Below are 17,505 nucleotides of genomic sequence, written 5' to 3'. Positions count from 1 at the left end.
ACACTGATCATGCCCTGCTTTTGCGGGGCATTTTTGTTTTTACGAAGCCTATTGGCGTATCAAAACATAATCAAAACGCCATTAAGTATGACCCGTATCACACTGCATTAATGATGCAAATCACACTTAATTTTGCTTGGTACAAATATGCAGTGAAGGGCTTTTATTTGCTATTTCGCGAATCGGGTTAATCCATTAATTTTAATTCAAGAACTTCAATAGTGAATGAGTTAATAAATGATCACACAGCTAACTAACGTCAACTTAATTAATAACAACCTTCAAGCGAAAAATAAAAAAGAACTGTTTGAAGAATTGGCAGACATGTTATTTGAGAACAAGCGAATCAGCAGTAAAGAAGCCTTCTTGGCAGACATCGAAGTTCGTGAATCTCAAAGCATTACCTCAATGGACGGCATTGCTTACCCACACTCAAAAAGCAAGGCAGTCACTGAACCCGCAATTGCTGTCGGTGTTAAGCGTGAAGGTATCGAGTATGGCGATGACGACGGCATTAACCCAACCGTATTTTTTATGATTGCATCACCAGATAACGGTGCTGACCATCATATTTATGTACTACAAGAACTATTTGGAAAATTCAGCGATGAATTTATTCAAAATATCCATAACGCAAAAGACGAACAACAAATCCTTAATATTTTAATTAATTCATAAGGCGTAGAAAATTATGAGCACCCTAGCAAATCAAGCTACCAATACCAGTAGCAATTCTAATAATAAGAATAGTAGTAGCGACTATAAAAAAATCCTCAGTACTATGAAAGGTCACCTGCTTTTTGGTACATCACACATGCTACCTTTCATCGTAGCCGGTGGTGTTCTGTTGGCTTTAGCGGTAATGGCATCGGGTAAAGGCGCAGTACCTGCCGACGGCTTGCTGGCAGACATCTCTAATATCGGTATCAAAGGCCTTGTTCTTTTCCCAATCATTCTTGGCGGCTTTATTGGTTACTCAATTGCAGATAAACCAGCACTTGCTCCTGCGATGATCTCTTCTGGCATCATGGCTGACATGGGCGGCGGCTTCCTTGGCTGTATCGTGGCAGGCTTTATCGCCGGTGGCGTGGTGTTCCAACTTAAGAAGATCCCGCTTTCTGCGAACATGACAGCGCTAGGTGCTTACTTCATCTACCCGCTTCTAGGCACGTTAATCTCTGCAGGTATCGTATTGTGGGGCATCGGTGAGCCAATCAAACTGTTCATGTCTTCTATGAACGAGTTCTTAGCTTCAATGGCTGGCGCATCTAAGATGGTTCTAGGCACAATCCTTGGCGGTATGACTGCGTTTGATATGGGCGGCCCTATCAACAAAGTAGCGACCCTATTTGCTCAAACTCAAGTAGACACACAACCGTGGCTAATGGGCGGCGTAGGCATCGCGATTTGTACGCCACCTCTAGGTATGGCATTGGCGACTTTCCTATTCAAAAACAAGTTCTCTAAACAAGAGCAAGAAGCAGGTAAAGCTGCAGCAATCATGGGTTCTATCGGTATCTCTGAGGGTGCTATCCCATTCGCAGCAAATGACCCAATGCGCGTACTTCCTTCAATCGTTGCCGGCGGTATTGTTGGTTGTGTGTTTGGCTTCATGACAGACGTTCTACTGCACGCACCGTGGGGCGGCTTAATTACTGCACCAGTATCAAGCAACATTCCAATGTACGTCGTCGGTATTGCACTTGGCTCACTAACCACAGCCGTTATCGTTGGCTTCTGGAAACCAGTGGCTGTTGAAACCGATGAAGACATGGCTGAAGCGCCAGTACAAGCTCAAGCGGCTCCAGTAGCAGGCGAAGGCGAGTACGACATCGTAGCAGTAACATGTTGTCCTTCTGGTGTTGCACACACCTTCATGGCCGCAAAAGCACTAGAGAAAGCAGGTTTAGCAGCAGGCCTTAAGATTAAGGTAGAAACACAAGGTCAAAACGGTATTCAGAACCGCATCAGCGACCTAGATGTGGCTAACGCAAGGCTGGTTATCTTGGCTCACGATATTCAAGTGAAAGACGCACACCGCTTTGCTAACGCGAACGTGATTGAATGCTCGACTAAGGAAGCGATGAAGAAAGCCGCGACTATGGTCGCTATTTAAAGCCAAAGGTTATCTAAAGCCAAAAGCTATCTAAAAGAATCAATAAATTAGTGAATGCTCACTATTGATAAAGTAACTACCCCCTAGTAACTAAAATCCCCATTCGTTTATCAACGAATGGGGATTTTTTATAGTTAGGCTAACAGTATCCTTCTCGATACAAGTCATCTGTATCCCTGTCGCTTAGATGAAAAAATATTACGTTATGTTGTTGAACATGGTTCTTTTTCAGGGGTAAGACTTACTTTTAACTGTTTGGAGGACATCGGGTAGCCTAGATAATAACCTTGGGCTTGTTCGCAATTTAACGTTTTCAAAATTGACAACTGTTGAGCATTTTCAACCCCTTCAGCCACGACATTAATGCCAAACCCTCGCGCGATATCAATAATACCAGACGTTATGGCTCTAGAACGATAATCATCTTCTAACCCATTGATGTAACTGCGGTCGACTTTGATTTCATCTACATCTAATTTGCTAAATATACCAAAAGAAGTGTAACCAACACCAAAGTCATCTATCGAAAAGGACACCCCTTGTTTTTTTAACGTCTGAACAGCGATTGCACACTGATCTATATCTTTCAAAATAGCGGTTTCAGTGATTTCAAGACAAAGTAAGCGAGCAAACTCGGGATCCTTTCGTAGATATTCATCCAGATGGTTCATGTCATCAACGCTATTTAGCTCTACCGCTGAAATATTGACCGAGACACTATTAAGCTCATTCCCTAGTAAACCGTTAGCCCTAAGTTGTGACGCAGTCTTCTCTAGAACTAACGTAGTCAAATCACGACAAAAATGATTCTCTTCTGCTAGCGCGACAAAGATATCTGGTGAAACGACACCATAGCGCTCATGCGTCCAACGAGACAACACTTCCACGCCAGCGACAAATTTACTTTCAATGTTGTATTTAGGCTGAAACACAATATCAATCGCTTTGTCATCAATCGCTTTACGTAATTCTTGCACCATCTCTTGACGTTGACGTTCAAGCTCAGTGAGTTTTGGGTCATGAAACTCAATCGTATTCTTGCTTTTTTTTGCTTCAGTTAAGGCGTGGATTGCTGATGCCATAAGTTGCTTGGCATTATTTCCATCAGAGGGGAATAGAGCAGCGCCAATACAACAAGTGGCGTTGATATCATAACGATAAGCACATTGGTTAAATCTACGATGTACGAGAGCAATGTAGGATTCAATATCTTCCTTATCATCGAGTTTGACTAAACATGCGAAACCATCGGAATGTACCCGTGACGAAAGTGGTTGATGCTCAATAGGAAGTTCAATCGATCGGGCGATGTCTTTTAAAAATAAATTCGTATTTTCGAACCCAATCTGATCAGCTACAGATTTGAAGTTATCAATGTCGAGTAAGAAGAGGACATAATGGTCACTGGCCTGGGATTTTTTTAGCCTTTTGTTTAAATATCGATAAAAAACGGATGGGCTATGAAGCCCAGTGACACTATCAAGATCGTTAGCGCTCTCTAAATCTCGATTATTTTTCCGAACCATTACCCATAACAAAGCAGACGTTAGAATGATAAATACCAGGCCTTTGACTGTCTGTGCTAAGGCGTGTTCTCGCAAGTCATTTGATAGTGATTCAACCGCGAGATCAGAAAATAAAACCCATAAAGATGACAGTATTAAGTAACTGAATACTATGTTGGCCGGATATCTTTTTGTCTTGTTCATCGTTAGCTGCTATCTCTCAGTCTAATGTGTCATGACTTATATGTTATAAATTGCTCATAACGTAGCACCAACATAAATCGCAATCTACCGCTCGCGTTTTTATTTTTAACTTTTGTTTACCGATTTTCGTCATCACTCTGCGCGACGAAAACCTTTTAAGGTTAAAACATGGCAAGAACAATTTGTGAGAATATTAGCTCTTAGCCAAACTAAGAGCTGCCAATCGCTTTTGTTGATGTCGAGTAACTGTCATATGACTCTTCAATTACAATTGTATTTCGTCCTTTAAGCTTTGCTTGATAAAGCGCCCTATCAGCGCGATCGACACAGTCTTTCCATTTTTCATTTTCTGATAGCAAGCTAATACCAAAACTAGACGTAATTGTTAGAGTTGGTTGTTGCTCAAGTTTGATCTTCTGAATTGCTGAGCATAATTTCTCTGAAAGGGCTGCACACCAACTGCCAATGTTCTTGAAACAGTCGCTCGCAATGGGTGTCTTCGCTTTCGACCTTGCCATTGGTCAGTTCGATATCAACATTCTGACAAAGGGGTAGTTGATGGCCAGTCCACCAGCTGAATATCGAGCCTGATAAAAGGGTATTTTTTATAGAAGGGTGGCAGGCGAGGAAGGTTTCTAAACTTTTGAGCTGCTGACTAACCGCAGCTTATGTAACGCAAAGCTCTCTCGCGGCAGCGCCAATGGAACCGAGACGAGCAACAGCTTCGAATGCAACAAGAGCGCGTAGAGGGGGTAACATGGCTTCATTGAGCGATAGATCCAAGCTCACATCAGACTTATCTATTCTTTGATGTAGCGATCTTTGGAATAACGCAGCTCTAGAAAATGCAGATATTTGCGAAGCACGCACCGCTTAAAGACGTTGAAGAGAGTAAACCCATAACATCTAAAGTAAGAGTACTCGCTCTACTCTTTTAATATGATGAGTTTCTAGAAATTAAGGCTAAACGTATTTAAATAGCGCTCTAGCCTAACTGAATAAAAGTCTGATAATTCCTCGTCTTCTTCATCGTGGCAATCTATGCAGCTATCCTTAGGATCAAATTCTTCATGGGGAAGATGACACTCGACGCACTCCATCTCCTCGCTCTCTTTGTGCTTTAGATTATGCTGGCGTCCTTCGAGGTGACCAAAATCATCATGACACTCCACGCAGCTGTTATATTCAAACTCAAGATCGTCAGAAGGTTCTTCGTCTAGATGGCACTGCCCCGCACATGTTTCATCCTTTAGGTGAATATTCGCAAGATTATGCTCATCTGGATTAGGTAAATCTTCAGCGACCACCAGAGCGCATACTCCAGCAAGTAACACACCAATTAAATATTTAGTCGTACTCATAAAACTGGCTCCTTCTTACCGATGCGACTTAAGCGCTTTCTCACGCAGAATAGCTTCATGGCAGGTTGCACATAGCCCAATACGGAACTTCTTACTGATACCGATAATCGGGTCTGAATCTCGATGTAAATTGTGGCAGTTGGAACATGTTAATTTGGTGGCGTGTACATCGTGGGTCCACTCACTGGCCCTCAAGCTTTCTGGAGAATGACAGGCGATACACTTTTGGTTTTGTTCAAAAATTGGTAAGTCGATATGATCATCGAATGGAATCACACTCACTAGATCAGAATCTTTGGGGTGAGAACCTTTTCTGCCATGACAAGCCGTGCAGTTGTTGTGAAACTCGGTACTGGCATGTGCGCCTACAGAAGCGATGGCATCAATATTTTTAAGCAGACGCTTTTTTTGATGGCACCGTATACAACGCTTATTTTCTTTTATTAAAGTCTGTATTCCCGCTTCATTGGTAACTTGGCTAGAAAACGGTTCTACATTATGGACAGCGGAATCCTGAACTGTTGGCTCAGAACAGAGCGATAACGGAATAAAGAATATACTCAACGTGGTCAACACAAATAAATAAGAAATATATTGAGTAACTGTTTTGACCATAATAATACTCTTCTGTGAAGAAATGATTTGAGTCGATTATTTCGACACAAATCATTTCAGTTAGTGACGAGTGTTATACTTATTTAAACTCAAGATTTAACACACCACGATGGTATATGTGATTAATTTGAGAGTTATCAAAAACCGCAACACCAAATGGATATAATTGGCTCAAATCGTTAAATTGCACATCTTGCGTTTCTGAATTTTCACCAGTAGTGACAAGCTTACGCTTCATTTCAAGAGTCCAAATACCCTCTTTCCAAACGGCACCGACTTCGATATCACCACGAGAACCGGTAAATGGCTTACCCGTTAAACCTGGAATTCGTTCCAACTGATTGTAGTCAGGTGTAAATGGTTTCTTCCCTGAATCTAAAATCAGTAACGTTTCATTAGTCAAGTTATCTGATACATAGGCTGGCTGGCCGTCTTTTACGTTATTAACGTACCCACCACCTGTTTTGCTGTCACCTTTACGTCCCCAACCTTTGTTTTGTTCTGGATCAGTATTGCTATCGACGTATTGGTCGTCGAGCTGGTTATGAACCGCAGTTCTCACACCTTTCCAGTGCCACATATCAATAAACTCACCTTCACGATTGGTGTATTTCCGTGCAGGGTTCTTGTCACCACGCCCTGCGTTTTTTCCCTTTTTAGCTCTGTGACACGCAGCATTACACCCCTTATCAGAAAAGCCTTCAGCATTGATATTCCAATAGACCGCAAATTTGTCTTCGTAGTAGGTATTGTCATGTCCGGTGTCATCTTTATTTTTTAACTGTTTCCATGAACCATCCTCTTGCTTAATCCAAGGAAAGCGGTCAATACTTTTGGTCGGATCGGCATAACTAAACAAGAAATAAATGTATTCATCGTCATACATTGATTTCATTTCCACGCTGGTTTTTTTAATACCCTCATAGCCATTATTTGGCTTATACGGTAATTTATTCACCTTCTGAGTCAGCGGTTTAGCTTGATCCCAAACGGCATCAACGCTGCCATCGATAACTATATTTGAGGCAAGCTTACTGCTCTCTAGTATCTTATCTTTTGCTTGAACAGCACTGGCTGGAATGATCATAAGTACAGCCACGGCTGATAGCGTCATCATTGAGTACTTCATTATTACCCTCCTAAATCCCATTGCTCTATTTATATAATTAAGCGTAGGAATTAATTAGGCTTTTTCAATTGATCGATATCAACTTAAATACAAATAGACCAAATAGACCAAATAGATATTTAGAACTCAACAAATAGAGGGTAATTTTTTGCAGAAAACCTCAAATATTATAAATATCAATAGCTTTATAGTGGCTCTTCATAACGAATTCACAAATAATAATGGTTAGTATCGACTTCGAGCCTCAACGTTCATTTATAGGCAGCTAAAATTGCCTATAAACAGCCTTATCTAAAACAGAGATATAATAAAGGGACGTTAATCATATATTTATGTTCAACGTCCCTCTTCTTCTTTTTTTGATCTTTATGCGCTATTTCTTAGATCCGTCATGTCTTCAAACCGCCATATCAGATCTCACAGTTAATCTATCTATTCTTTGATATAAAGATCCTTAGAATAGATACGCCCTTCAACGTTGTTCTTAGCAAACCCACCGACACTTGGTCGCACTAGGCGAGCCTGCATGTAGTAGTAGATTGGCGCGATAGGCATATCTTCAGCCAGTAACTGCTCAGCTTGATCATAGAAACCTTGGCGATCTTGCTCATTGGTTGCGGCCAATGCGCTGTCCATTGCTGAGTCGTACTTGTCGTTGTTGTAACGCGCAAAATTACCCGATGACTCAGAGCGCAACAGGCTCAAGAAGGTCGACGCTTCATTGTAGTCACCACACCAAGACGCTCGCATTACATCAAAATCACCTTGGCGACGTGATACTAGGTAAGACTTCCACTCTTGGTTTTCCAACTCAACTTGCGCGCCTAGGTTACCTTTCAGCATGGAAGCAATAGCCACTGCAATCGACTTGTTCGACTCACTGGTGTTGTAGAGCAATTTGAAATCCAATGGATTAGCTGCATCGTATCCCGCTTCTTTCAACAGCTCTTTCGCCTTTTGGTCTCGCTCTTTTTGTGTCCATGTGCTGTACTCAGGTTGAGTGGCATCAAAACCTGCCGTGTATTCATGAGCAAAGGTATAAGCCGGTAAGTTACCGACTTGAGTCACTCCATTAGTAATCACATTACGCATCATGGAATAAGACACCGCTTTACGCACTCGCGCATCATCAAACGGAGGGCGTGTGGTATTGAACGCGTAATAGTAAGTGCACAATAAAGGTACCGCTGTATACGCTTCTTGATATTTCATTTTGAGCTGCTGAGCCATGTGTGTCGGCACATCAGACGTAATATCGACCTCGCCCACCGCATAGCGATTAATCGACGCATTCTGGTTCTCAAACGGAATGTAAGTCACTTGGGTTAAGTGCGTATCTGAACTGTCCCAATAGTTAGGATTCTTCTCCAGTTCAATGCGTTCGTTCACCACCCACTCGCCTAAAACAAACGCACCATTGCCAACAAACTGCTTAGGGTCGCTCCACGGCTTATCGCTGTTTTCTAACGTTGCCTTGTGAACGGGCATCATTGAAGTGTGGCCTGTCATCGCCACAAAGTAAGGCACTTTGCTATCGAGTTCGAATTTCACCGTATGCTTATCAACGGCCGAGATACCGAGCTCTTCAACAGGCTTCTTACCTTCTGCCACATCAGCGATATTTTTGATTTGAGTTAGCTTGAGATACCACACATTTGGCGAAGCGAGTTTCGGGTCGACCGCTCGTCTTATCGCATACACGAAATCATCGGCCGTCACTGGATCGCCATTCGACCATTTAGCATCTTTACGCAGGTGGAATACAAAGGTCTGGTTGTCTTCGGTTTCCCAAGATTCCGCAACACCTGGAGTGATGTTGCCATCGCGATCTTGAATCACTAAACCTTCAAATAGGTCTCGTAGAATGTGCATTTCAGGCAAGCCTTCTGCCTTTGCCGGGTCAAGCGTCGCAGCTTCTGCATCATTGGCACGCACCAAGTGTTGCTCTTTCGCCAGAGAAGTTCCGGCAGGCAATGTGTCAGCAACGGCAGTCACTGAGATAAAAGGGGTCAATAAAGATGAAATGAGTAAAGCCGTTGAATGTTTCTTAAAATCCATGTTTTTTTGCTCTCCTAGCCTATCTTTGAAGCAAAGTAATAAAATTAACAATGCGACGGTTGACGAGTTTTGACGCTATGGTTTATTTAATAGAGGTCATCTAAATAGTAGTGACACTTTGATACTACTTGATCAATCAGGAGATTAAGGTGAGTTTAATTCCAAGAACGGAAAGAGCTGCGTTTTCGATAAAGCCGCTGTCATATGGAAAATCGGTGTTGGGTGCACCCTTACTCTACTTCCCCGCACAAATAGAAAGCGAATCTCGCGGGCTGATCTTAGCTGGCACACACGGCGATGAAACCGCTTCTATCGCAGGTTTGTCTTGCGCGCTAAGAAGCGCGCCTGCCGCCAACTTGCGACACGATGTGATCTTATCGATGAACCCCGACGGCAATCAACTAGGCACCCGTGCCAACGCCAATCAAGTCGATCTCAACCGCGCCTTTCCAACTCAAAACTGGACAGAAAACGGCACCATCTATCGCTGGAGTTCTCACACCCCAGTCAGAGATGTAAAAGTGAAAACGGGACAAGCCAACCAACTTGAACCGGAAGTGCAGTCGCTCATCAACCTCATTGAGCAGCGCCAACCTAAATTCGTCATCTCTTTCCACGAACCACTCGCCATGGTCGACGATCCCGATCAATCAGACCTCGCCACTTGGCTGAGCCAAGAAATTCAACCTACCGCTCGTTGAAGACGTCGACTACGAAACCCCAGGCTCATTTGGCACCTGGTGCCAAGAAAGAAACCTACCGTGTATTACCGTAGAACTACCACCTGTTTCTGCAGATTTAACCATCGAACAGTATCTGGATGCGTTTGTGGCGGTGTTGGGGGATAAAGCTAACCTCTGACGAACTTTTTCAGCGTTAACACAATCGCTAATTCAAACCATATTTCTGTGCGAGTGAGATAATTGAGTCCGACTTAGTCTTGGACAATATTGACGCTTGTAGCGTTGAGACGGTTTTCTCATTTATCGCAAGCTGAGCCCCGATACTTTTGTTGTTTTTACCTTTGATGAGAAAAAACAACACTTCCATCTCTCGAGAGGACAGCAAGTTACTGAGAGTGTTTTGTTCTACCGATTGTAAATCTGTACGACTTTGTTGCGTAATTAAATTTAGATATAGAGCTACCCCGTTTCGTGTATTTCTTAGTCAATACGATAAGTTTCAGGCGTACCTAACCCTGTAAGCTTGTTCAACGCTTTTATCATCGCGTAAGTTTCACCCGCCTGGGCATTGTAATTTCTTAAGCTCAGTTTCCCTCCTAGCAACTGTTTAACTCGATACATCGCTGTTTCTGAGAGTGAACGTTTGTGGTATCCATACCGCTCTTTCCAATACTTATTTGAGCCGTATAATTTCTGGCAACCCACGGCGAGATTTAGAGGGTGACCACGCTCCCAGAAGGCAGCCCCTTCTCTTGGGGGAATAAGCGCAATGGCTCCCTTAATCTTAATAGCAGCGTGACACGCTCTCGTGTCGTAAGCGCCATCACCAGACACCTCAAAGATACTTCGGCGTGTTTGTTTCAGTAAGTTCGGGAGTACTTCTCCATCTGTTACCGTTGATAAACTGAGCTCGGCGGCAATGATCTCATGAGTGTTGGTATCGACGGCAATATGAACCTTTCGCCAGACTCTACGCTTGCCATCCGTACCGTGTTTTTTAACTTTCCATTCACCTTCGCCATAAACCTTAAGGCCAGTCGCACCAATGGCTAGGTGCTGTATCGCTCCTCTCGTTTTAGTCTTAAATGAAATCTCAATTTGCTTTGCTCTACGACTGATGCAGGTGTAATGCGGACAGCTTAATGGAACATGGGCTAACCTAAAGATCGAGTCGATAAATCCTTGAAGCGCTCTCAGTGGCATAGAAAACACGCGTTTCACCATGAGTGCTGTCGTGATAGCTAAATCACTGAACCGACGCGGCCTCCGCGCTTATTCTGTTTGCTTTGCGCCCACCCGCTTATTGCTTCTTCATCAATCCAAAAGGTCAAAGAACCACGGTTAATGAGTGATTGGTTATATTGCTTCCAGTTGGTTGTTTTGTAACGAGGCTTAGGCATAGGGCTACGAGTTAGAGTGGAGGTAGCTGATCAGATCGTAGGCTCTGGATTTGGTTCCATTGAATTACGCAACAAAGCCCCTATAACTCAGTGTTACAAAATATGCTTTTGATCATAGGCGTAAATTTACTTATATTCCCCCCCTCTGATATTGTATTATCCTGCAATCTCCATTCATTCTGATAGCTACCCGCGACCTCCTGATAGCACAAGGGACAACAATGGTGTTTTGCAGCAAAGTGGGCTTTAGGGGTTTGCTTAAACTCTTGTAGATGCTTTCTACAAATAATAACAACGGGTGTCCGACTATTTACATATTGAACAAGAGAGTAATCGTAACGATTGCCCCATTGCTTAATCGCTTTTTTAATAAAAATGTTATTTGTATATTTAGGGATCGGCATGAAAACTTCAATATTTATATCTTCAAAAAGTAAAGGACTATGAGTCTCAAGTGCTGCTTTGTCTTTAGGTCTTGTAATCACAGACTCACGACCAGACCTTAAAGCTGATTGTTTACCGAAAAAATCTCATTTTCGTAACTCATTCATGATAATTAACTTACTCACTAATACTGCCACATATAAGTCATTATTTTATCGAATATTACCTCTATATCCTGCTCCAATAAAGATAGAGTTTCAACGTTATGCAACCTAATGAAAATAAGGAACTAAGCGAAAGTTGTACTCTAACTTCCGCCGTAAAACTCTCTACTTCTCCTCTATACTTAGAAGACTGTCATTTTATCAACAAAAGCGAGTTTAGTTTAAGAATGACACTGATTTGTGAGTTAAATCTATTTGGTACAGCGGCTCCTGGCATCTGACTCTCTATAACCAATGATAATGAGTCGCTGTAATAATTCATTCACCTTCGATGCTTATTAGACTGACATCGAATAGAGAGCAAGTTGATTCTTTTGTTTATTATAATATACAAATATTATTGAATAGAATTAACGACATATATATTTCTATGTAATATTTGTTCAAATATTAAAATGATAATCAAGCTAATCCCTAATAGGGGAATATAAAACCCAGTCAACGAACCAACAAATACAAATGATATCCTAGTCTTTATTGGCAATTTAATTACAAGTCCAATAATAGTTTGTCTAAATATTATTTTATACTTTGACATTATCCACTTTTTGTAACCAGTATAAGAAACATAGAAAAGAGATAACCCGATAATGGAAAGAATAATTTCATTTATGACTCCAAAGAGAACCCCCATATGCATATCTATTCCCCATCGGGTTAACTTTGCAGCTAACGGGTAGTCTTCGAACTTAATATGATCATGAATTTTCCCATTACGAGGGTTAATTGATATAGCATCAACACTTGTAGGCCAAGATCGATCAATTTCTGTAACTGTCCATCCTTGAGTACGAGTATTTGCGTGCTTAATTTCCACTTTTTTAGAGGTTATACCATTTTCCTGAGCAATAGCTAATGTGGTATCGTAGAGGTATACATTTACAAAATCATCAGAATGCGAGTGATGCGCGTGATGCGCGTGTTCTGATTGAGCTGAAAGCGTTGGGGTTTGCCAACCGAAGTCATGACGCAGTGAGCCTATATTTTGCCCGGTATACTTCGACCATGTAAGCCCAGTTGCGGAGAGAAACAAAAATCCAATCATAAAAACCAAACCAATTTTATGGTGATTTTTATTTTGACGTTTGCTGTTGAAAGGCTTACCGCGGATTAACCTGAACCAAACAATGAAACCGCTAATAGATAGAACCCATAACCATGATGCTGCTAGTTCACTATACCATCTTCCAGTCTCCCCTAAGTGTAAACTTCTATGTAAGTGGTCAATCCAAGTCCTTAACGGTAAAATACCGCTGGTTCCATATGAAGGAGCTACACCATGAACTTCACCTGAAACTGGGTTAACAAATACAGTTTGTCTTTCCCAATTTGTCAAAGAAGGGTCATCGAATAAAACCCGAGTATTGGTTCCTTGCTCTAGAGAGGGCCTCACTGCTGAAAGTGATAAATTTGGCACAGCCTTTTGAGCCTCTTCAATTTGTTGTGCTAGGGGTAACACTACACCTTCAGTTGAATTAGTTAGAATAGACCTATAGATATAGTTTTCTATACTTGGTGTTAATGCATATATTGCTCCTGTAAGTGAAGCTATCATTAGAAAAGGACCAACAAAAATACCTACGTATAAGTGAAGCCTTTTAAATATCTGCGTCGCTATTTGTGACATAGTTTTCTCTTTAATAAAAATAGTCGTTATTACAAAATAACGACTATATAGTATTTTAGCTGATCTTAAATTTTAATTGATTCAAGAACGTGATTATTGGTTTTGATTGTTCTGCTTACCCTGCTATTTTTGAGCTCTAAAAGTAATACCAATGCTATTGCGAATATAGGTAAGTGCCCTTCTATTTCATGCATCCCATGAATTATTGATGTAGTAGTAAAAGCGAATGCTAGCATTATCATTGTTAACCTATTCGCTACTCCGGTTATTAATAAAATGCCTAATATTAATTCACATACTCCAACAAAAAAAACAAAATGCAAATTACTAACAAAACTCATCCCTATCTGTGGGAAAAAATTATAAAATGGAAACATTTCAATAAAAACTACCGTTAGTCCAGGATATAATAGCTTTTCAGTTAAAGCCAGAATAGCTAACTGAATCCCAAGACCTATTTGTATGACTTTTATTGCAATCCCCCAAAGAGAATCTACGTTAATATTTAGTTGCCCAAATAACTTATTATCCATACGAGAAACGTAAGGTCCTGTGAACAGCATAAATAAACCTACAACGAAGAACTCTACAGCATAGTTTATCGAAAGCTCAAAAGGAAAGACCAAACACATAAATATGGTACAGGCTATTATCATAATTCCAGACAAACTAACACTGATAGCAGCTGATACGACTATCATTGATTGAAGTAGTATACCCATTGGAATTAAATGGTTAGGTAAATTAAGATTAGGGGCGATAAATCCCCCTTGAATAACTAATAAAAGAAAAAATATCACATTCAGTACAACGAAGTATCCAACGTAATGAGAACGTTTAATATCAAATTTATGACTTGTGATTTTATGGATAATTTTCATACTGTGTTGTTTGTTCGATATTAATACTGCAATCGACGCAAATATAAAAATGGCAGCCAATATAACATAATATAATATATCAAACTCAAACGAGACTGATTTCATGTTTTCAGGTGCAACAAACCATTGAACGTGCGCATAGGACTTGAATGGTAGTAAAAGAAAAGCGAGCGCTACGCTAACTATATAGAACATTTTATTGTTAATTACTCGTATTGTATTCATCATTTAATGCCATTAAAAAATTAATTAAATCCTTTTGTTGATGAGGAAAAACCCTAAGAGGCTTGATATCTATATGTGTGATAGGGAGAGTCATTGGATTTGTATAGAAAAACAACACTTCCTCCAATGTTTTAAAACGTCCATCATGCATAAACTGTGTATGGTGTCTAAGATTCCGTAAAGACGGAACCTTCAGCGCTCCCTTATCGTCATATCCCGGTTCTTTAAGGTATTTCCTTTGCGCACAATCTTCCTGTATCGTGCGACAGTTAAACTCAGATGATAAGTATTTATCGATTCCATAATAACGATTGAATCTGCTGCCCTTTTCCACCGTCCCAATAGAAAAGAAATTGTTATTAGTGAATCGAATACCATTATGGCAATCAATACACCCTGTTTTTTTCCTGTCTATAAATAGTTTTAATCCACTGACTTCCGATGGGCTTAATACGTCAGATACACCGTTAGTTTTCATTTCAAGATTATATTGGTCAAACCGGGTCCAATAATGATTAATTGAAGACACATAGGCTTCTATGTATTTACCTACGGTAATTACTAACTCTTCGGTAACAGATTCATCTTTCTTTTTGCATAATGAGTCTATCTCATTCGATTTATCAGTATAGTAACCACAAATATAATTAAAAATGTCATTTCGCTCTATATTATGCTCAGAAGGATTCTCTAGAGCTTCGATAGCTTGATTCCATATAGCATCACTACGACCATCCCAAAAGAACCATTCTTGCTTATGAACACCTCTCAAGCTCGGTGCAATAATACTAGCATCACGATCTCTTAGTTTCGTTACGTTATTGATATCTCTAAAGTCATATTTAGGTTCATGGCACGAGGAGCAGCTAATGGTTTTATCATCACTGAGATTTTTATCCATGAAGAGCATTAGCCCTATTTTTTCATCACCATTAAGACCCATGTTTTTCTTTGACGTAGATTCATCTAACGCTAATGATTTTATTAATTTCAACTCTGTAGTATTTAGAGAAACATTTGTTTCTAATTTTTTAATTAAAAAAATCACAACAGAAACAAGCATTAGTAATATTGATGTCTTATTTAACATTAAACCGCTTATTTAATATAAGATCTTGTTCTCTTGAAACTATCACACTCCATACCCCTGGCATACTGAACATTAACCCTTCTACTATACATGAATTATTTTTGTATGTTATTTCTGGATTGGTTGGCAATCCATGAGAATGCCCAAACATATATCCTGAAATTGACAAATCATGACAATTGTTTTTTTCTATAGGTAAAGCTATTTTGTAGTATTCATTATAGCTATATTCCATATCGACATTTGGATTGAATACATCATCAGCTATTACACCTGATGACATGAGAGAAAATAAAAATATTTTATACACTCGCCCTTATTCCTAAAAATAAATATCTGTAACTTTATCCATAAGGCACTAATAATTACTAGCCTACTTTATAATACATATAGTTTATTCGTGACATCGAACTTAAGTATTAAATAATTAGAGACTGTGATATTTTAAACTTGAAAATAGCCCTACTTTTTAGGGCTATTGAATTATAGTTGTGCTTTATTTAGAACGAGTCCAAGCTTCTTGCCAGTGAGAACCGGTACCTGGTTCATAATGAGTTGCACTTGCAGACCATTGAACACAATAACCGCTATATGGCCAGCCTTTACACTCGTAGATATCACCATCAGAAGCCAATACACGAGTACCTTCAGAATAAGAGCTTAAACCGTTAGGAAAAACAAAATCGTATTCTCCTGGTTCTGGTTTTTCAACTGAATCATCAATAAGCTCAAAGTGAGAGGTGTGTTGCTTTACAAATTCACCATCACTGTTTTTCAAAACTCCTTGAATCAGGTGAGACCCAGGATTCGATTCACTCAGTTCTATTAAAACAGTTTCAGTTAGGCCATCGGAGATGTTAATCGATTCAAAACCAACACGACTGTTAGTTTCACTGTTGAGAACAGTCAATTCAACCTTTACATCACCTGTAGCAGTTAGATCAAGATCCAATTGGGTTGGCTCATTAGAGATAACGTAAGTTGATTCTAAACCAGTAACAGTCACGTCATATTCAGGCACTTCTGCATAATCATAAGCAATTTCTACACTAGAAAGGCTAGAACTGCTCAAAGCATAAATATTATTCTGACCATAAACAGGTTGAGCAACACCTTCAGAGTTCAGCACACCAGCTTGAAGCTGTGTATGTTCGCTGTTCATCTTCGTTGATAGAGCGTATGACCATTGGTTGAAGTCTTTCGTGGATTCATCAATGATTAAGCTTGTAGACATTGATGTATTCTCACCTTCGTTGTCAAAGACACGAGTGTAAACTCTGTCACCAATATCCAGTTTTATTTGAGAAGAGATTGAGCCAATTTCATCCCATTCAGGGGTTGGAGCAGGGGTGTTGTCGCCATCAAATTCAACGTCAATGACATTGTAGAAAGCTTGGTCTGTATCACCTACATCCCACACAGCCAAAATTAAGTGATAACCTTCTCGCTCAGGGACGATACATTCGTGTGTAGTTAACATATCAGGTTGGGTCATATGACCATCTACTTCACAGAACGGTACTAAATCAAGCTGAGCACGGGTAAGAGGTTGATTTGGATTCCACCCATCCTTTGTAATGTAATATTTCCAATCTTTAGTTACGTGCGCCGCTGTTTTTTGCCAAGTAAAAACATTGTGACCAGCGCTAATCTGATTTCTGTGCCAGCGCAGGTCTGATTGCTCATTTAATGGTGCCCAAGCAGGACTACCTGCCGCTGCGATTGTGCCATCAGCAGGACCAGCTTCAGGAAACCCTTCTGGGCCTTCTACACTTTGTGGCTCCCATTGAACGCCTCCACATTGCGTATTGTGTAGTGGACCGCTTCCATCTCGTGAGGAACACAGTGCTGCTCGGCCTGGAAGATCACCAGAGACGAAACCATGAGCTGACACAGTTGTGCTAACTGAACCCAAACTTAGAATAGCAAATCCAATAGCATGAGAAATGTAATTTTTTTTCATTATTTTTCCTAATGAGATGACTTCTATTAGTGAAGTGACT

14 protein-coding genes and 4 pseudogenes are annotated in these 17,505 nt (G+C 40.5%); 3 read left to right on the top strand and 15 right to left on the bottom strand.

Annotation, left to right across the window (positions count from 1 at the left end):
- The first annotated feature begins 237 nt into the window (after window positions 1-237).
- Both AC3CHU_RS19925 and AC3CHU_RS19920 read left to right on the top strand, forming a co-directional pair.
- Window positions 238-678: a PTS sugar transporter subunit IIA gene (locus AC3CHU_RS19925; RefSeq protein WP_488526290.1), complete on the top strand. Its 441-nt coding sequence runs from the start codon at window positions 238-240 to the stop codon at window positions 676-678.
- A 13-nt stretch (window positions 679-691) separates the two neighbouring features.
- Entirely contained in the window at window positions 692-2,116 is a 1,425-nt protein-coding gene (locus tag AC3CHU_RS19920) for a PTS fructose transporter subunit IIBC (RefSeq protein ID WP_065206331.1), read from the top strand.
- A gap of 203 nt (window positions 2,117-2,319) precedes the next feature.
- Here AC3CHU_RS19920 and AC3CHU_RS19915 read toward each other — a convergent pair whose 3' ends face one another.
- The 7 genes and pseudogenes from AC3CHU_RS19915 to AC3CHU_RS19885 all read right to left on the bottom strand — a co-directional run bounded on the left by AC3CHU_RS19915 (window position 2,320) and on the right by AC3CHU_RS19885 (window position 8,988).
- Window positions 2,320-3,825 (bottom strand): putative bifunctional diguanylate cyclase/phosphodiesterase, encoded by a 1,506-nt coding sequence (locus AC3CHU_RS19915; protein WP_488526289.1) that lies wholly within the window; start codon window positions 3,823-3,825, stop codon window positions 2,320-2,322.
- 209 nt (window positions 3,826-4,034) lie between these two features.
- Window positions 4,035-4,277 (bottom strand): annotated as a pseudogene (locus AC3CHU_RS19910) (diguanylate cyclase domain-containing protein); the annotation flags it as partial.
- Window positions 4,270-4,584 (bottom strand): annotated as a pseudogene (locus AC3CHU_RS19905) (LysR family transcriptional regulator); the annotation flags it as partial. The pseudogenes AC3CHU_RS19905 and AC3CHU_RS19910, both read right to left, overlap by 8 nt.
- A 191-nt stretch (window positions 4,585-4,775) precedes the next feature.
- Window positions 4,776-5,186, bottom strand: coding sequence for a cytochrome c3 family protein (locus AC3CHU_RS19900; protein ID WP_171330270.1), 411 nt, complete (start codon window positions 5,184-5,186; stop codon window positions 4,776-4,778).
- Between the two features lie 15 nt (window positions 5,187-5,201).
- Entirely contained in the window at window positions 5,202-5,801 is a 600-nt protein-coding gene (locus AC3CHU_RS19895; protein WP_488526288.1) for a cytochrome C, read from the bottom strand.
- Between the two features lie 79 nt (window positions 5,802-5,880).
- Window positions 5,881-6,930, bottom strand: coding sequence for an ethylbenzene dehydrogenase-related protein (locus tag AC3CHU_RS19890; protein WP_488526287.1), 1,050 nt, complete (start codon window positions 6,928-6,930; stop codon window positions 5,881-5,883).
- Between the two features lie 432 nt (window positions 6,931-7,362).
- A complete protein-coding gene (locus tag AC3CHU_RS19885) occupies window positions 7,363-8,988 on the bottom strand; it encodes an ABC transporter substrate-binding protein (protein WP_488526286.1) in 1,626 nt (541 codons plus the stop codon).
- A 149-nt stretch (window positions 8,989-9,137) separates the two neighbouring features.
- Between AC3CHU_RS19885 and mpaA the strand changes: the two are divergent.
- Window positions 9,138-9,849: pseudogene (gene mpaA, locus AC3CHU_RS19880) on the top strand (murein tripeptide amidase MpaA).
- A 27-nt stretch (window positions 9,850-9,876) separates the two neighbouring features.
- Here mpaA and AC3CHU_RS19875 read toward each other — a convergent pair.
- The 8 genes and pseudogenes from AC3CHU_RS19875 to gbpA form a co-directional block, all read right to left on the bottom strand.
- A complete protein-coding gene (locus AC3CHU_RS19875) occupies window positions 9,877-10,056 on the bottom strand; it encodes a LuxR C-terminal-related transcriptional regulator (RefSeq protein ID WP_488526285.1) in 180 nt (59 codons plus the stop codon).
- Window positions 10,057-10,151: 95 nt separating this feature from the next.
- Window positions 10,152-11,071 (bottom strand): annotated as a pseudogene (locus tag AC3CHU_RS19870) (IS5 family transposase).
- A gap of 80 nt (window positions 11,072-11,151) precedes the next feature.
- Window positions 11,152-11,556 (bottom strand): DUF723 domain-containing protein, encoded by a 405-nt coding sequence (locus tag AC3CHU_RS19865; protein ID WP_488526284.1) that lies wholly within the window; start codon window positions 11,554-11,556, stop codon window positions 11,152-11,154.
- A 460-nt stretch (window positions 11,557-12,016) separates the two neighbouring features.
- The gene (locus AC3CHU_RS19860) at window positions 12,017-13,306 is read right to left on the bottom strand and encodes a PepSY-associated TM helix domain-containing protein (protein ID WP_488526283.1); all 1,290 of its coding nucleotides are present in this window, start codon (window positions 13,304-13,306) and stop codon (window positions 12,017-12,019) included.
- 65 nt (window positions 13,307-13,371) lie between these two features.
- Window positions 13,372-14,187, bottom strand: a complete 816-nt coding sequence (locus tag AC3CHU_RS19855; protein ID WP_488526282.1) for a hypothetical protein — start codon at window positions 14,185-14,187, stop codon at window positions 13,372-13,374.
- Between the two features lie 202 nt (window positions 14,188-14,389).
- On the bottom strand, window positions 14,390-15,502 hold the full coding sequence (locus AC3CHU_RS19850; RefSeq protein ID WP_488526281.1) for a cytochrome-c peroxidase: 1,113 nt from the start codon (window positions 15,500-15,502) through the stop codon (window positions 14,390-14,392).
- A complete protein-coding gene (locus AC3CHU_RS19845; protein WP_488526280.1) occupies window positions 15,492-15,812 on the bottom strand; it encodes a hypothetical protein in 321 nt (106 codons plus the stop codon). The genes AC3CHU_RS19850 and AC3CHU_RS19845 overlap by 11 nt, the downstream gene beginning before the upstream one ends.
- Window positions 15,813-15,998: 186 nt before the next feature.
- Window positions 15,999-17,465: an N-acetylglucosamine-binding protein GbpA gene (gene gbpA, locus AC3CHU_RS19840; RefSeq protein WP_488526279.1), complete on the bottom strand. Its 1,467-nt coding sequence runs from the start codon at window positions 17,463-17,465 to the stop codon at window positions 15,999-16,001.
- Between the last annotated feature and the right edge of the window lie 40 nt (window positions 17,466-17,505).

This window comes from Vibrio sp. QJM3NY_39 (genome assembly GCF_057785895.1).
The sequence above is the reverse complement of the archived record's forward strand: the minus strand, read 5'-3'. Positions and strand labels throughout refer to the sequence as shown.

What these genes read in the sequence shown, in the direction of transcription:
- AC3CHU_RS19925 (WP_488526290.1), top strand. Translation starts at nt 238, where the DNA reads ATGATCACACAGCTAACTAACGTCAACTTAATTAATAACAACCTTCAA.
- AC3CHU_RS19920 (WP_065206331.1), top strand. Translation starts at nt 692, where the DNA reads ATGAGCACCCTAGCAAATCAAGCTACCAATACCAGTAGCAATTCTAAT.
- AC3CHU_RS19915 (WP_488526289.1), bottom strand. Translation starts at nt 3,825, where the DNA reads ATGAACAAGACAAAAAGATATCCGGCCAACATAGTATTCAGTTACTTA.
- AC3CHU_RS19900 (WP_171330270.1), bottom strand. Translation starts at nt 5,186, where the DNA reads ATGAGTACGACTAAATATTTAATTGGTGTGTTACTTGCTGGAGTATGC.
- AC3CHU_RS19895 (WP_488526288.1), bottom strand. Translation starts at nt 5,801, where the DNA reads ATGGTCAAAACAGTTACTCAATATATTTCTTATTTATTTGTGTTGACC.
- AC3CHU_RS19890 (WP_488526287.1), bottom strand. Translation starts at nt 6,930, where the DNA reads ATGAAGTACTCAATGATGACGCTATCAGCCGTGGCTGTACTTATGATC.
- AC3CHU_RS19885 (WP_488526286.1), bottom strand. Translation starts at nt 8,988, where the DNA reads ATGGATTTTAAGAAACATTCAACGGCTTTACTCATTTCATCTTTATTG.
- AC3CHU_RS19860 (WP_488526283.1), bottom strand. Translation starts at nt 13,306, where the DNA reads ATGTCACAAATAGCGACGCAGATATTTAAAAGGCTTCACTTATACGTA.
- AC3CHU_RS19855 (WP_488526282.1), bottom strand. Translation starts at nt 14,187, where the DNA reads ATGAAAATTATCCATAAAATCACAAGTCATAAATTTGATATTAAACGT.
- AC3CHU_RS19850 (WP_488526281.1), bottom strand. Translation starts at nt 15,502, where the DNA reads ATGTTAAATAAGACATCAATATTACTAATGCTTGTTTCTGTTGTGATT.
- gbpA (WP_488526279.1), bottom strand. Translation starts at nt 17,465, where the DNA reads ATGAAAAAAAATTACATTTCTCATGCTATTGGATTTGCTATTCTAAGT.